17 protein-coding genes are annotated in these 14,338 nt (G+C 56.7%); 5 read left to right on the top strand and 12 right to left on the bottom strand.

The window, feature by feature from the left end:
- Nucleotides 1-137: 137 nt before the first annotated feature.
- A complete protein-coding gene (locus NYE26_RS00700; RefSeq protein ID WP_339253180.1) occupies nt 138-953 on the top strand; it encodes an HNH endonuclease in 816 nt (271 codons plus the stop codon).
- Here the strand turns inward: NYE26_RS00700 and NYE26_RS00695 are convergent.
- Complete coding sequence (locus tag NYE26_RS00695; RefSeq protein WP_036732721.1) at nt 940-1,137, bottom strand: YwbE family protein; 198 nt, start codon at nt 1,135-1,137, stop codon at nt 940-942. The two genes, NYE26_RS00700 and NYE26_RS00695, sit on opposite strands and share 14 nt — an antisense overlap.
- A gap of 72 nt (nt 1,138-1,209) precedes the next feature.
- On the opposite strand from NYE26_RS00695, the gene NYE26_RS00690 reads away from it, so the two are divergent.
- A complete protein-coding gene (locus NYE26_RS00690; protein WP_209877347.1) occupies nt 1,210-1,512 on the top strand; it encodes a hypothetical protein in 303 nt (100 codons plus the stop codon).
- A 37-nt stretch (nt 1,513-1,549) separates the two neighbouring features.
- On the opposite strand, the gene sdaAA is transcribed toward NYE26_RS00690, so the two are convergent.
- The 3 genes from sdaAA to NYE26_RS00675 all read right to left on the bottom strand — a co-directional run bounded on the left by sdaAA (nt 1,550) and on the right by NYE26_RS00675 (nt 3,799).
- On the bottom strand, nt 1,550-2,428 hold the full coding sequence (gene sdaAA / locus NYE26_RS00685) for an L-serine ammonia-lyase, iron-sulfur-dependent, subunit alpha (protein ID WP_339253177.1): 879 nt from the start codon (nt 2,426-2,428) through the stop codon (nt 1,550-1,552).
- Nucleotides 2,425-3,141, bottom strand: a complete 717-nt coding sequence (gene sdaAB / locus NYE26_RS00680; RefSeq protein ID WP_339253175.1) for an L-serine ammonia-lyase, iron-sulfur-dependent subunit beta — start codon at nt 3,139-3,141, stop codon at nt 2,425-2,427. The genes sdaAA and sdaAB overlap by 4 nt, the downstream gene beginning before the upstream one ends.
- A 247-nt stretch (nt 3,142-3,388) precedes the next feature.
- The gene (locus NYE26_RS00675) at nt 3,389-3,799 is read right to left on the bottom strand and encodes a GNAT family N-acetyltransferase (protein WP_339253173.1); all 411 of its coding nucleotides are present in this window, start codon (nt 3,797-3,799) and stop codon (nt 3,389-3,391) included.
- Nucleotides 3,800-4,169: 370 nt separating this feature from the next.
- Between NYE26_RS00675 and NYE26_RS00670 the strand changes: the two genes are divergently transcribed.
- The gene (locus NYE26_RS00670; RefSeq protein ID WP_339253171.1) at nt 4,170-4,625 is read left to right on the top strand and encodes a hypothetical protein; all 456 of its coding nucleotides are present in this window, start codon (nt 4,170-4,172) and stop codon (nt 4,623-4,625) included.
- Nucleotides 4,626-4,635: 10 nt separating this feature from the next.
- Here the strand turns inward: NYE26_RS00670 and NYE26_RS00665 are convergent, their stop codons facing one another.
- The 4 genes from NYE26_RS00665 to NYE26_RS00650 all read right to left on the bottom strand — a co-directional run bounded on the left by NYE26_RS00665 (nt 4,636) and on the right by NYE26_RS00650 (nt 9,230).
- The gene (locus tag NYE26_RS00665; protein ID WP_339253170.1) at nt 4,636-5,064 is read right to left on the bottom strand and encodes a hypothetical protein; all 429 of its coding nucleotides are present in this window, start codon (nt 5,062-5,064) and stop codon (nt 4,636-4,638) included.
- A gap of 417 nt (nt 5,065-5,481) precedes the next feature.
- Nucleotides 5,482-7,503: an NAD(P)H-hydrate dehydratase gene (locus NYE26_RS00660; protein WP_339253169.1), complete on the bottom strand. Its 2,022-nt coding sequence runs from the start codon at nt 7,501-7,503 to the stop codon at nt 5,482-5,484.
- Between the two features lie 620 nt (nt 7,504-8,123).
- The gene (locus NYE26_RS00655) at nt 8,124-8,756 is read right to left on the bottom strand and encodes an NAD(P)H-binding protein (RefSeq protein WP_339253167.1); all 633 of its coding nucleotides are present in this window, start codon (nt 8,754-8,756) and stop codon (nt 8,124-8,126) included.
- A gap of 60 nt (nt 8,757-8,816) precedes the next feature.
- Entirely contained in the window at nt 8,817-9,230 is a 414-nt protein-coding gene (locus tag NYE26_RS00650) for a GNAT family N-acetyltransferase (protein ID WP_036732745.1), read from the bottom strand.
- 228 nt (nt 9,231-9,458) lie between these two features.
- On the opposite strand from NYE26_RS00650, the gene NYE26_RS00645 reads away from it, so the two are divergent.
- Nucleotides 9,459-9,767, top strand: coding sequence for a hypothetical protein (locus tag NYE26_RS00645; protein WP_036732747.1), 309 nt, complete (start codon nt 9,459-9,461; stop codon nt 9,765-9,767).
- A 43-nt stretch (nt 9,768-9,810) separates the two neighbouring features.
- Nucleotides 9,811-10,278, top strand: coding sequence for a VOC family protein (locus NYE26_RS00640; protein WP_036732749.1), 468 nt, complete (start codon nt 9,811-9,813; stop codon nt 10,276-10,278).
- Nucleotides 10,279-10,553: 275 nt separating this feature from the next.
- On the opposite strand, the gene NYE26_RS00635 is transcribed toward NYE26_RS00640, so the two are convergent.
- The 4 genes from NYE26_RS00635 to NYE26_RS00620 form a co-directional block, all read right to left on the bottom strand.
- Nucleotides 10,554-10,775, bottom strand: coding sequence for a YezD family protein (locus NYE26_RS00635; RefSeq protein ID WP_036732753.1), 222 nt, complete (start codon nt 10,773-10,775; stop codon nt 10,554-10,556).
- Between the two features lie 100 nt (nt 10,776-10,875).
- Nucleotides 10,876-11,739, bottom strand: a complete 864-nt coding sequence (cysW, locus tag NYE26_RS00630) for a sulfate ABC transporter permease subunit CysW (protein ID WP_339253164.1) — start codon at nt 11,737-11,739, stop codon at nt 10,876-10,878.
- A 173-nt stretch (nt 11,740-11,912) separates the two neighbouring features.
- The gene (cysT, locus tag NYE26_RS00625) at nt 11,913-12,764 is read right to left on the bottom strand and encodes a sulfate ABC transporter permease subunit CysT (RefSeq protein WP_339253162.1); all 852 of its coding nucleotides are present in this window, start codon (nt 12,762-12,764) and stop codon (nt 11,913-11,915) included.
- A 111-nt stretch (nt 12,765-12,875) separates the two neighbouring features.
- Nucleotides 12,876-13,997, bottom strand: coding sequence for a sulfate ABC transporter substrate-binding protein (locus NYE26_RS00620; RefSeq protein ID WP_036732757.1), 1,122 nt, complete (start codon nt 13,995-13,997; stop codon nt 12,876-12,878).
- Nucleotides 13,998-14,338 lie beyond the last annotated feature (341 nt).

The following is a 14,338-nucleotide window of genomic DNA, read 5'->3' as shown; positions in this document are numbered from 1 at the left end:
CGGTTTACGCTATACTAGTATCAATTAGGACAACTCCTGACATTAAAGCGGACGCATGCAAGCAGATGCATTTATCATTCACAATACAGAAGGGATTGGACGGTTGCGGCTTAAGGCTGCTTCTGCCAAGTACACTTATGACTGAGATTACAACTCTACCTCCATCCAAAAAATGCGCGTACTGCCATCAACTTAAGCCGCTCTCTGAATTTCGCAGGCGCACAGGCAAGCGCGCCAAAGGCATGTCCCGGCGCGGAGCGTGCCGGGAATGCCGCAAGCTCCGCGAGGCCGAGGCTTCCTTGCCGCCAGTGCGGGCAAGCGTAGCGCCTGCCCTGCCGGAGCGCCTGGCCGGACCGGCCAGGCCCCTCAAGCGGGACAAGGGGCCGGTCTCTGTCTCCGGGGCATCTGCGCCTGAGCAGGCAAAGCCGCCCATGGCCCAGCCCCGTCCAGCCTCCCGGCCGGAGCGTGCCCGGGACGCCAGAGGCAGCGCGGGAGCGCCAGGCCTTAAGGGCAAGGCGCGTCCCCGGCATGCCGCCGAGACCGGGCGCAGCCTTCCGCAGCAGCGCGGGCCGAAGCCCGATCCGCAGGATGCCTCTGCCCTGATTCCTTCGGCCAAGGGCATGATTCTCATGCGCGGGCACAGCGATAAGGGCCGCCGCTGGCATCAGGAGATCGACCTTGAGCTTGCCGTGACACTGGTCAAGGAGCATGCGGCCATCGTCGTGAACCGGCGTACGATCCGCCGCTTGTACAGCAATAAGGACTTCCGCGCCTATATTTTGACGAGGGACAACTATACCTGTTATTTCTGCGGCCAATACGGGGATACCATCGATCATCTACTCCCCCGCGCCAAAGGCGGGCATACTACGCCGGATAACTGCGTCTGTGCCTGCAATTTATGCAATCAGACGAAGGCTGACCAGTTAGTGGAGCAATTCATGAGCCGGTAATGTTCTTGACCCGTCCAACCTGGCCGTCCGAGAGCCGCACCTTGATCCCGTGCGGATGGCGGGGCGAGTTGGTCAGGATGTCTTTGACTGTGCCGTGCGTGAGCTTGCCGGTCGCCTGATCCTGCTTCAGTACGATATCTACCTGAATGCCGGGGCGGATATCCGCTCTTACTTGTCCGTTCATAATACACTCTCCTTCCGCTAATATTCGCGTAATATATAGTCTACTTACTCTTACAGATAAGGATGAACAGCCATGGCTTTTGGAATCAACCGGGCGGAATTAACCCGCTGGAAACAGGCCGTCTCCGCAGGGGAGATTGCGTTCCTGACCCATTACTGGATCGATAAACGCTACCCTGAGATCACAACAGTCACCAAGGTGGGCTGCAGCGATCTGCCCCGCCTGCGGGAGTGGTGCAGGAAGCACGGTCTCCCGGCGCGGTATATTCATAACCGCCAGCCGTTCCCCCACTTCGACCTCATGGGCCCGAAGCAGGCGGAGATCCTCCGGCAGGAGGGCTTATGGGAGCACCTGGAACGCTTCCGTATGCTCTGATGAACGGCAGACTGCAAGAGCGCCTGTGACCGGGAGGTTATTTCGGTTTCCGCAGATCCTTCATAATCCGGCGGCCGGTCGGGGTCTGGGCCAGCCCGCCCCCTGCCGTCTCCCGGTGCTTCTCGGGCATCGCAGAGCCGACCTCTAGCATGACCTTAATCACTTCATCGGACGGAATCACACTGCGGACGCCGGCCAGGGCCATATCCGCCGCCGCAAGCGCCGTAACGGCACCGAAGCCGTTGCGGACAATGCATGGAATCTCCACGAGTCCGCCTACCGGATCACAGATCAGCCCCAGTGTATTTTTGAGCGCAAGACCTACTGCATGTACAGCCTGTGCCGGAGTCCCGCCGCGCATCTCAGTCAAGGCTCCGGCCGCCATACCGATCGCTGAGCCCACCTCGGCCTGACAGCCGCCTTCCGCACCCGATACAAAAGAATTATTAGCAATAACATACCCTATCGCTCCAGCCGCGAACAAACCGGAGACCATATAATCATCGTCCCAGCCGAAGCGCTCCTGACAGCTCAGGAACACACCGGGGATAATTCCGCAGGAGCCGGCAGTCGGTGTGGCAATAATCCGGCCCATAGAAGCGTTCACTTCAGAGACGGCAAGGGCATACGCCATTGCCTGGCCTGCCGGTCCCCCGAGACAAGGCTCATCCGCTGCATTATAGGCGGCCATCCGCTGGGCATCCAGCCCTGTCAGGCCGCTGCGTGAGGTGGTGTCTTCGGTCATGCCGCGCTGCACCGCTTCCTTCATGACCCCGTAATACTCGCGCATGGTGGCGAATTCCTGCTCCTGGGAACGGCCGGATTCGGCGCTCTGCTCCTCAAGCATCAGAGCACCGATCCCAAGCTCCCGCTCCCCGCATAGTACAGCCAGCTGGCTGAGTGTTTGAAAGTTCATGTTGTGATGTCCTTCCCCTTCTGTGTCTGTTCTTGTGTATTGCCGTTCAAATCGACTACCTTGACGCTCTTCACTGCCGGAAGCGCCCGCAGCTTCTCCAGCAGCTCCGCCGTGGCTGGCTCATCCAGCTCCAGCACCGTCAAGGCCGCCCCGCTGCGGTTCTTCCGGTCGAGTGACATATGTCCGATATTGAACTGGCCCTCCCGCATGACATCCGTAACACTGGCCAGCACACCCAGATAATCCATATGCTGAATCAGCACCGTCGGGTACATGCCGGTCAGCTTCACGCTGAAGCCGTCAATATCTACAATCTCAATATTGCCGCCGCCGATGGATGTGCCGGTAAGGGTCATCTCCGTCCCGCTCTCCCTGCCTGTAAGGCGCAGACGGACCGTATTGGGATGGGGAAACAGCCCCGTTCCCTGACCGAAGGAGATGCTCATCCCGGCTTTGGCCGCAAGCTCAATGGAATCCGGCAGCCGGTGGTCGTCCGTGGCGAAGTCAAGCAGCCCCCCGGCGATCGCCCGGTCTGTCCCGTGTCCCTGATAAGTCGCGGCAAAAGAACCGAAGAACGTAACCTCGGCCTCTCCCGGCAGCTCACCAAGCACCTGCCTTGCGGCCCGCCCGATCCGCGCGGCTCCCGCTGTATGAGAACTGGAAGGCCCGACCATGGCCGGGCCTATAATTGAGAATACATCTTTAAATCTCATAGTTTTGGTCTCCCGCTATCTGAATTCGGCCATGTACAGCGAATAGCGAATGATGTAATGATGTCCATCCGTTCATTGTACAGCACCTATATATTATACTGCGTCCGCACCAAAGCTACACTATTACATGAATTGTGACCTATTATTCGCTGCTCTGTGAGTGGAAACGGCTTTGCCGTCCTTACAAAGGACGGTACCGTTTCAGCGAGAAATAGAAGGAGAATGTATAGCGTGAAGTCTATACATTCTATTTCGAGAAAAGCACCAAGCCGTCCCGCTCCTGCCAGCCGATACGGGTCCAGAAGCTGCGGCCCAGGGCATTATCTTCGATCGCCATGAGATGGCACTTCGTTATGCCCGCTTCGCGCAGTCCCGCAAGGCAACGCCTCACCAGCTCACGGCCTGTACCGCTTCCCCGGCTGCTGCTGTCGACAGCCACATGGTACATGTAGCCTCTGCGTCCGTCATGCCCGCACATCGCGGTGCCCATTAGGGTGCCGTCCTCCTTCACGCACACTTGGCTGATGCCCGGATTCCGCTCCAAATAACGGATGATATTTTCACGCGAGTCGGCTTCACTGAGACCCATTCCGTCCGTATTCTCCCACAACCGGTAAGCCGCTTCGTAATCGTCCCCTGTCATTGCTCTATATATCATGCATTCTCCCCATTTCTAAGTTAATGACTCCACTTCACGCCGCACGCTTTTCTGGGCGCATGCATACCCATATACGGAAGAGCTGAGCAGGCAAGGAGGAGTAACCGCCGATGAACCCCATGTATCCTTATTATGGCAAGTGGAAACAGCTTTGCCGTCCTTTGAAAGGACGGTACCGTTTCAGCGAGAAATAGAAGGATAAGTTATCGTGTGAAACCTATAAGTTTCTTATATTTTGAAAAGACGGTCTCCCATGTGCAGCCTGTCGCTTTTCCCCCTCAGCACCAGGACCGTTACCAACTGATCCATGTCCAGGCTTCAGCCGGTCACGCCGGCCTTGTTCATTCCCAACCCGAGAGGATGTATAGCGATGAATCAACACAAGGATTTCAACCTGCCTTCTGTCCGCCTGAATGCGGGCATGTACGCTCTGACCAAGCTGTCGGCCGCCGGATTGACCTTCATCCTGATCTCCCTGTTCATGCTGATCCATGGCTATGAGAACGGAATTCCGTCCGGCTGGCCGGTATCGGTGCCTTATGCCATCTACGCCTACGGCCTGCCGGCTGCCATCCTGGCCGATGCGCTGCTGCGCATCTTCCGCTCCACCTCGCTCAGCCCGGCGCTGGCCCTGTACGCCATTGCCGGCTATGGCGCCGGCCTGTGGCTCGCTGCGGAGCAGGGCGGCGACTCCCTTGTCTCCGGCCTTACCGGACTCGCAGTCCTGCTGCTGTTCCGCATCGCCCAGATCGCGGGCGAACGCTTCCCGATCCTGCTTCCCTTCTTCGCTCTGTTCATTCCACTGATCTGTCTGGTCTTGTTCTGACCTGGCGGGTTCAGGCAGGGCGGAGCACTGGGGAGGGCCGGGATGGTGGGTAAGGCTGGATACCGGGCTGGATGGGATCAGTATTCGGAAACCGCAAACCCTTCTCATGGCACATTGTGTTCGGTTTTCCGCATACATTGGGACCATACGTCTCCGTCACGCCCAATATGGTCGGTTTTTCGACTATATTTGGACCATACGTCTCCATCACGCCCAATATGGTCGGTTTTTCGATTACATTGGGACCACACGCCTCCGTCAGGCCCAATATGGTCGGTTTTTCGATTACATTGGGACCACACGCCTCCGTCACGCCCAATATGGTCGGTTTTTCGATTACATTGGGACCACACGCCTCCGTCAGGCCCAATATGGTCGGTTTTTCGATTACATTGGGCCCGATGACCTCGCGCTCACACATTGTGTTCGGTTTTCGCATACATTGGGGCTGATGACCTCGCGCTGGCACATTGCGTTAACTCTTATCGTCCGGTGCATCGCGCTCAAGTAGGATGCCCGAAGCAAACAATTGGAGAAATGTGTCTTATTTCATCCGTTTCTGCCGTTTACAGGCAGGAAAGCGGAAAAGCTCCAACTAATAAAGTTAGTTTTGTCGCCTGGGGTGAAATGTGCTAAATTAAGTGCCGTTTATCCAACTAACGTCCCGCCAGAACTCATCTGCTCATCAGCAGGTGGACAAAATCCACCTGTTATCCGCTAAAGCAGACAGCAGACTAACATAGACTTTGAACTCCAAGCAGCCCGTGCGCCAGAGCGAGCAAGAGCTTGAACTTGTTAATGAATGTTGCCGGAAGGCTGGCGCTGTTGGTTGGAAAAATCACGCCGTTGCTTACACTTACAGCGCCTCTATAATATCCCCGGCGATCAGGGCAGCAGGATGGTCCCGCTTCCGGGCAGCACGTTCTCCGGCCAGCCCGTGTAGATAGACTCCGAACGCGGCGGCCTGATCCTCCTCCAGGCCCTGGGCCAGCAGACCGGAGATGATGCCTGTCAGCACATCGCCCGCACCGCCGGTACCCATACCGGGATGCCCGGTGATATTGATATAGGCCAGCCCTTCGGGCGTTGCTATTACGGTATGGGCTCCTTTTAGCACAAGGATTACCCCATGCTGAACTGCGTAAGACAATGCCAATCCGATCCGGTCCCGCTGCACCTCCGCTGTAGATATCCCCGCCAGACGGGCCATCTCCCCCGGATGAGGGGTCAGAATAACCGGATGGCGGCGGCTCCAGCTCCGGTAATCGGTATCCGCCAGTATATTCAGCGCATCCGCATCAATAACCATAGGACCCTCCGTCTCCTCCCATAGTCTGCGGAGCCACTCCGTGTCTCCTTCGAACCGGCCCAGGCCGGGGCCGATGGCTGTACAATCGCGGCTGGTACTGAGACGCAGCACTTCAGCGGCCGTACCCGCGTTCCACTCCCCGTCACCTCCGGTGACCGGGGCCAGCATCAGCTCCGGTACAGAACCGATCACATAGGGCAGCAGCTTCTCCGGCAGCGCCCAGGTTACCAGCCCGCAGCCTGCACGCAGTGCAGCGCGGGCAGACAACAGGCCTGCGCCGCTCATGCGCAGGCTTCCTGCTGCAAGCAGGACATGCCCGTAGGTGCCCTTGTGGCCCTCGGGCGAACGGCGGCGCGCCAGGTCAACCTTCAGGCGCGCCGTCAGTACTTCCGGCGTCAGGAGGCTGACCTGGACGCCGCCCTCCCGGGCAAGGGCAGCGGGTATGCCGATGGAGCGGACCACGACCCGCCCGGCGGCCCCAGCGCCGGGATATTGCAGCAGCCCCCGCTTCAGGAACGCGAGGCAGACGGTCACTGACGCATGAATGCAGGGCTCATGCGTCTCCCCCGTGTCCGCATCCAGCCCGCTGGGGATGTCCGCGGACACAATGGCTCTGCCGCTGGCGTTCGCAGCGGCAATCAGCTCCGCATAGGCACCGCGCGGGGCTCCCGCGCTGCCTGTGCCGAGCAGCGCATCCACGATGCCGCTGCATGCGGCAAGGTCCAGGGCGTCCCTGCCGTAGACTACGGCAGGAATGCCCATAGCTGCAGCGGCATCACGCTGCAGCGCGGCTTCGCCGGCCAGCGACTCCGGCGCGGCCGCGTACACCAGCGTGACGGCGATGCCGGCCTCACGCAGGTGCCTGGCGGCGGCGAGGCCATCGCCGCCGTTATTGCCCTTGCCGGCGAGGACGAGCCAATGCTCTCCGCCGGCACCGGCAAGCGTCAGCGCCGCATCTCCGCTGACAGAGAAGCCCGCAGCGTCAGCGCCGAAGCCAGGCGCCCCGCGCCCGCTTGACGCATCCACTACGTCACCAGCTGCTTCCGCTCCGTTCCGCATCATTCCGCCACCTGTCGTTCCCGCTCCTTCCCACTGCACTCCACCACCTAATATTCCCGCTCCGTTTCTCCACGATCCACCTCCAGCCGTGCCGAACCCATCACTCCGTGCACCATCAACACTCGCTCCCGCTCCGGGTACTTTGCTACCTTGCACTCCCGCTCCGTTCCACCGCACTCGATCATCAACTGCACCTGTTCCAATAGGCCGTGCTTCACCACCAACCGATCTCGTTCCATCACGCTGCAATTCGCTACCTGGCACTCCCGCTTCACTACTCCACACTCCACCTCCAGCCGTACAAGTTCCATCCCACTTCGCTCCCGCTCCAGCCCCCCACATCCCGCCACCAGGCACACCAGCTTCACTTGCCCGGCGGCGGCATAGGGCGATGACCTCCTCGGCAATGGCCCGTCCGGCATTTTCCATCAGGGCGATGGCCGGGATGCCCAGCCGCTCGATCGTGTCACGGTCTAATGCCCGCATCTCCTCCGCTGTTACCACATCCATTGGTCCAGACCTCCTTCATAGTTGCTTCGATTGTACTAAGTCCCGTTTCAGCAAGCAAATAACCCAAGGAACTCATGGCGGCCGACGAGCGCCGAGCTACTATAACAGCAAAAAAAGAAAAAAGCCCTCCCGCTACGAAGAGGACCTTTATACCTTTATATTAGATACTTAAGGATATGCAGGCGTAAGTCTGTAGGGTCGATAGTGGCAGGTAAAGACAGCTGGGACTTCTACTTACCTTCATCTCCCCTTTACCCACCTTTACCCACCTTACAACTACCTGCTTGTAATGATTCCAACTATTCAGTCCTGAGGACCAGATAAGTGAATAGGTAAATATAATTTAAAGGAAGCATACTTGGATCCATAGTTGCATTCCATACACCTAAAAACACTCAAAAGCAAGGCTGGCCTCTTCTAACTGTAGTTTGTACAACTAAATCTGCCCAATTGGGGAGAATCCCGGCACAGCGGCATTTTTAAATGTACAGACTGCAACTAAACGGATAATCGGTAGAATATCAGGCGTTTTAGTTGTACAAAGTGCGATTAAACCTGCCGCTGACTCCACCTCTTCCTTTCCTCTGCCTTTTCACCTTCCGCCTCCGCGTATCCCCCCATCAATACCCTACAGTAAACCTGGCTCTGCTGAAATTACCTTCCTCCAGCTCATCGATGACCGCCACGGCAAAATCCTGGATGCTGATGCTGCTCCGGCCGTCTTCGTCTACAATCAGCCGGTCGAGGCCGATGCGGAATTGGCCGGTACGGCGCCCGTCTACCAGAGCGGCAGGCGGACTAAGATACGTATAATCCAGCTCCGACCCTCTATAGATCTCATAGGCATTAGCATGAGCCGAAGCCAGCGCGCGGTAGTCCTCCGGGAATCCGGCGGTGTCCATCAGCCATTCTCCCGATTCCGTCTTGAGGCTGCCTGCTCCGCCGACAATGATCAGACGCTCAAGCCCAGCCGCCCGCAGCCCCTCCAGCAGTGAATCCGCTACCCGCAGCAGATCATTCTCATGCCCTGCCGCCGGACCGAAAGCACTGATTACCTCCTCATGTCCGCGCACGGCTGCCGTTACCGAGGTCGGGTCCAGCAGATCAGCAGCCGTCACCTGCAGACGCTCATGCTGAAGGCTGAAGGCTTCAGGTCTGCGTACCGCAGCCGTGACCTCATGTTTTCTTTTTAACGCTTCCTGTACGATGGCACTTCCAACCCTGCCCGATGCTCCAAACACTACAATATCCATTCTCCCGCTGCCTCACTTTCCTAATCTGCTATCCTTTAGCATTACACGAATTCACACGATTTATCGCCGCAGGAACATTCCCTGTGAAGCAGGCATTACCGGCTCGAATCCGTATTTGGCATACAGCTTGGCCGCTTCCCCGTCAGCAATGAGACTGATATATGCCTTCTCCGGCACACTGTCCAGGAATGCGCGGATTTCCCCCATGATGATTTTTCCGAGACCCCGTCCCTGGAAGGAAGGCTTCACTGCTATATCCGTCACTTGAAAAAAACATCCCCCGTCCCCAATAACCCTGCCCATTCCCACCAGTTGCTCGCCTGCATACACAGTAACTGCAAAAGCAGAATTAGGCAGTCCGACTGCCGCCCCCTCTATGCTCATCGGGCTAAGCCCGGCTTCCTGCCGCAGTGCGAGATAATCCTCTACCGGGGGCAGCTCCTGCCGGATCTCCAGCTGTGCTGAATTTGTCATGCTACTCCTCCTATTTACTGCAATCTGCAAGCATAACCCGCCTGCTATACTGATACCAATATATATGTATTTGTTCAAAATTGAAACGCCCCGCCTCCTCCGGCGTACAATAACTCAAAACACAGCACTTGCTCTCTGCGGGCGGGCAGGTTATTCTTACCCCGTGTCCTTGGGTAAACTGTGGATAGACAAGCAACACTACTATTTTGGAAGGTTGGTGAAGTAATTATGTCTCCTACAGGGAAACTGTTTAAATGGGGAACTTTCGCTTATGAGGCTTTTCTGGCGCTGCCGATTATCGGGGGAAGCTTTGTGGTGGCAAATGCCTGGGCGCCGCTAGGAATCGCTTTTCTCCTGCATGCTGTAGCCATAATCATTCTGCTGAGAGAGCGCGGTCCGATTATCGGGAATGCAGTGGGCGTGGTCACCTCGGTGGTTGCCCTGATTCCTTTTGTCGGCTGGGTGATGCATGCCATTACCGCTATTATTCTGCTCGTAGAAGGGCTGAGCGGATCACGGCGCAATCCACGATACTGATAGTCAACACATTAATCTGTGAACAAGGAGTAGACTACCAACTATGATTAAAGGATTATACGAAGCCCATTTACCCGTTTCTAATCTGGAAGCATCTATTGAATTCTATAAAAGGCTGGGACTGAAATTCGCCTGGCGCGATGAGGACACCGCGTTCTTCTGGATTACAGAGGGGCGGAGCTGGATCGGATTATGGGAAGGGCCGGAGGTTCAGACCCCTTATCACCCTTCCCTGAGGCATATTGCCTTCGAAGTCACTTATGAGGATCTGAAGCAATCGCTCGCCTGGCTGCGTTCCCTACAGATTGACCCGGTTCCTTTCGGCAGCAGAAGCACGGTTGAGCCTTTTATCCGCCCCCATCAAGGCAATGCCTCGGTTTACTTCAATGATCCGGACGGCAACTCTCTGGAGCTGATGTGTCATATCGAAGTCCCTCAGGGGTTGAAGACGATCACAAGCAAGCTGTCTTTTGAGGAGTGGGAGGAGCTGTGCAGGAAGTCCAGCGATTAGTTCCAGCAGCTGTGCCGGGAGAAACGTGCAGGGAAACCGACATGTATACTGTTTTCTGCATACATTCGGGCCACATGCCTGCGTGCCAGCAACTGTATGCTGTTTTCCGCATACATTCGGGCCACGCGTCTGCATGTGAGCACAATGTATGCTGTTTTCCCCATACATTTGAGCCACACGCCTGCGCGCCACTTATTCACAACAGAAGAAAATCATAATTTCCTATACTACAAGAAAGACCTTCCATTGGTTGCCCAATCGAAGGTCTTTCTGTATTATCCTCGTCCCCCTGCACGGGTATCGGTCCGCCGGCTTCCGGTCTCTCCACTACCACGTGAATTTGCTGTGCTGTTCTCGAAACGTTTGCGCTCCGTGCGCTCCATCTGTACGATTTGGCCTTCATGCACTACGATGTGCAAGGAGCCGAATTCCATATCGTCGAGCAGTTCCGTTATCCGCGCAAGCCATACCTCATCCACCTTCAGTGGTTTAGCCATTCGCAAGCCTCCCTTTCCCGGTTAGAGAATAACTCTGCCTAAATTCCGTTATTACCAACTTGTATACTATGAATTAACTTAGCACGGCACCCAATAGCTGTCAATGAGCATTTTTGCGTACAAGCAGGCTTTTTACAACCATCGTCACCAGTGCCAGCAGGAGCAGCAGAGAAGCCACCGCGAAGGATGCCGAGAACTGATATTCGTTGTACAAAATTTCGACATGCAGCGGCAACGTATTCGTCTCCCCGCGAATATGCCCGGACACCACCGAGACGGCCCCGAACTCACCCATGGCCCGTGCATTACAGAGAATAATGCCATAGAGCAGGCCCCACTTGATATTCGGCAGCGTTACGCGCCAGAAGATCTGCCACCCGTGCGCACCGAGCGTAATGGCAGCCTCCTCCTCCTGTGTGCCCTGCTCCTCCATCAGGGGAATCAGCTCGCGGGCGACGAACGGGAACGTGATAAACAGCGTAGCCAGCACGATGCCCGGCAGGGCGAAGACGATTTTGATATCATGTTCGCTTAACCAGGGGCCGAACCAGCCGTGCGAGCCGAACACCAGAATGAAGATCAGCCCGCCAATCACCGGTGATACGGCAAAAGGCAGATCGATCAGCGTCACCAGAAAGCCCTTGCCGCGAAAACGGAACTTGGTTACCGCCCACGCCGCCGTTACCCCAAAGACCGTATTCAGCGGAACCGTAATGGCGGCGACCAGCAGCGTCAGCTTCAGCGCCGAGGCGGCATCCGGGTCGGTCAATGCGGCCCAGTAGACATCCAGCCCCCGCTTCAGCGACTCCACCAGCACAATAATCAGCGGCAGCGCAATCAGCCAGAGCAGGACCAGTCCCGCCAGGGAGATGAGCACCCATTTCACCGCTTGTGACTCCGTCGTAGAAGGCGATGACGCGCCTGTACGCGGCCCGGGGACATGCAGGGGAACCGTACCGGCCATATTTATTCCTCCTAAAAGTTTTGTTGGTATATGCATCCTGAATCCGTTCCTAACAAAACTCGCTTCGGAAGCATATGCTTAAGTTTTGTTAGTATATGCATCCTGAATCCGCTCCTAACAAAACTCGCTTCGGAAGCATATGCTTAAGTTTTATGAAGCATACCCGTTCTCTCTTATCGCGAGCTCCTCCGCGCCCAGTGCTGAAGGCTGTTGATGACCAGCAGCATCAGGAAGGAGAGCAGCAGCAGAATCAGGGCCACGGCGGTGGCTCCGGCGTAATCGAACTGCTCCAGCTTGGACATGATCAGCAGCGGGGCGATCTCTGTGCGCATCGGCATATTGCCGGAGATAAACACGACAGAGCCGTACTCGCCGATGCCCCGGGCGAACGCCAGGGCGAAGCCCGTAAGCAGCGGCGGGAGCAGCTCGGGCAGGACAATCCGCAGGAAGGTGCGCCCGCGGCCTGCCCCCAGCGTAGCAGCGGCTTCCTCCATGTCCCTGTCCAGATCCTCCAGCACCGGCTGCACCGTGCGGACGACAAAGGGAATGCCGATGAACATCAGCGCCAGCGTGATGCCCAGCGGCGTGAAGGCAACCTTGAAGCCGAGCGGCGTCAGCAGGGAGCCGATCCAGCCGTTCTGGGAATAGAGGGCGGTCAGCGATACGCCCGCCACGGCTGTAGGGAGCGCGAACGGCAGGTCGATCAGGGCATCGAAGATTCTTTTGCCGGGGAATTCATACCGCACCAGCACCCAGGCCAGCAGCAGTCCCAGAAAAACATTGATCAGGGCCGCAGCGCCCGCCGTACTCAGACTGACACGGTAGGAGGCCAAGACGCGGGCATCCGTAGCCACATCCCAGAATTTCGCCCAGCTCAGCCCCGTTGAATTAAAGAGCAGTGCGGACAGCGGCAGCAGGACCACAAGACTCAGATACAGCACGCTGAATCCCATCGTAATCCCGAACCCCGGCAGCAGCCTGCGCCTTGATACCGTCCTTGCAGCAGCTTTGGTCGTGACATTCATCTGCCCATTCATCCTTTCCTGCCTTCGGCATATGGCCGATCAGCCTCTGGCGGAATTCCGCCTGTCAGTATGGTCTTTCCGCTTCTTCATCATCGTTCACGAACTCCGCTGTCAGCTGCCCGGTACGTAGATTTTGTCGAAAATCCCACCGTCATTGAAGTGCTTCGCCTGCGTCTCCTTCCAGGTTCCGAATTTATCCGCCAGGGTGAACAGCTTGATCTCCGGGAATTGATCCTTGAACTCGGCCTTTACGCTATCCAGTGTCGGACGGTAATAGTTCTCGGCAGCAATCTTCTGGCCTTCCTCGGTGTAGAGATATTTCAGATAGGCATCTGCTACCTCACGCGTTCCTCTTTTATCGACGACCTTATCCACCACAGCAACCGGCGGCTCAGCCAGAATACTCTCTGACGGATTCACAATCTCGAATTTATCCGGACCCAGCTCCTTGATGGACAGATAAGCCTCATTCTCCCAGGCGATCAACACATCTCCGATGCCGCGTTCCACGAAGGTAGTGGTTGAGCCGCGTGCTCCGGTGTCCAGGACCGGTACATTCTTGAACAGCTTTTGCACGAATTCCTGAGCCTTGGCTTCATCATTATTATTGTGGTCCAGCGCATAGCCCCAGGCAGCCAGGTAGTTCCAGCGGGCACCGCCGGAGGTCTTGGGGTTAGGGGTGATGACCTCTACGCCGTCCTTAAGCAGATCCGGCCAATCCTTGATGCCCTTCGGGTTGCCTTTGCGGACCAGAAAGACGATGGTGGAGGTATATGGGGAGCTGTTATGCTCATATTTACTCTGCCAGTCCGCGCCAATCAAGCCGGCCTCCTGAAGCGCATCAATGTCATACCCGAGCGCCAGCGTAACGACATCCGCCTCCAGGCCATCCAGCACAGCCCGGCTCTGCTTGCCCGATCCGCCATGCGATTGCTTAACGGTTACCTTCTGGCCGGTCTCCTTCTCCCAGTAGGCGGCGAAGGCCTTGTTATAGTTCTCATACAGCTCACGCGTCGGATCGTAGGATACATTCAGCAGCTCCACCGGATCTTTGGCCTGTGTTTGGGTGGCTTCCGGTGCTGAAGATGCATTCGCAGCCGCTTCTGTTGCTGCCGGGGCCGCTGTTCCTGCACCCGCACTATTCCCTGCATTACTGTTCCCGCAAGCCGTAAGCCCTGCCGTCAATATCAATGCAACCCCGGCGAGAAGCCCCTTCTTGATCCCTTTTGTCATCCCAACCACTCCCCCATAATAGTCTTGTAACAAGCAATAGACGCAGGAAAGCCCGCTTGCGGCAAGTCAAACCGGTCTTATAGACACGTATCTGCGAGCCTGAAGCAGGCGTTCCTCCGTCTGTACGGTAAGAACTTATTTGATTATTCCTACCCATTTAGTAGGTTATACAGATATAATACTGAACGCTTCCCGCGCTGTCAAACCTTTTTTTCACTTTGAATGAAAGACGGCGATCGCTGGACCCGGGGCAGGAAGTGGCGCCCGTTCCTGTAAGACCCACTTGTTATTGTTGCCCCAAAGTAATATCATTGCTACATCTTATTGAGCGAAAATAGAGC

It is taken from the genome of Paenibacillus sp. FSL P2-0136 (assembly GCF_037975325.1).
Classification (GTDB): Bacteria; Bacillota; Bacilli; order Paenibacillales; family Paenibacillaceae; genus Paenibacillus_AQ; species Paenibacillus_AQ silagei.
The sequence above is the reverse complement of the archived record's forward strand: the minus strand, read 5'-3'. Positions and strand labels throughout refer to the sequence as shown.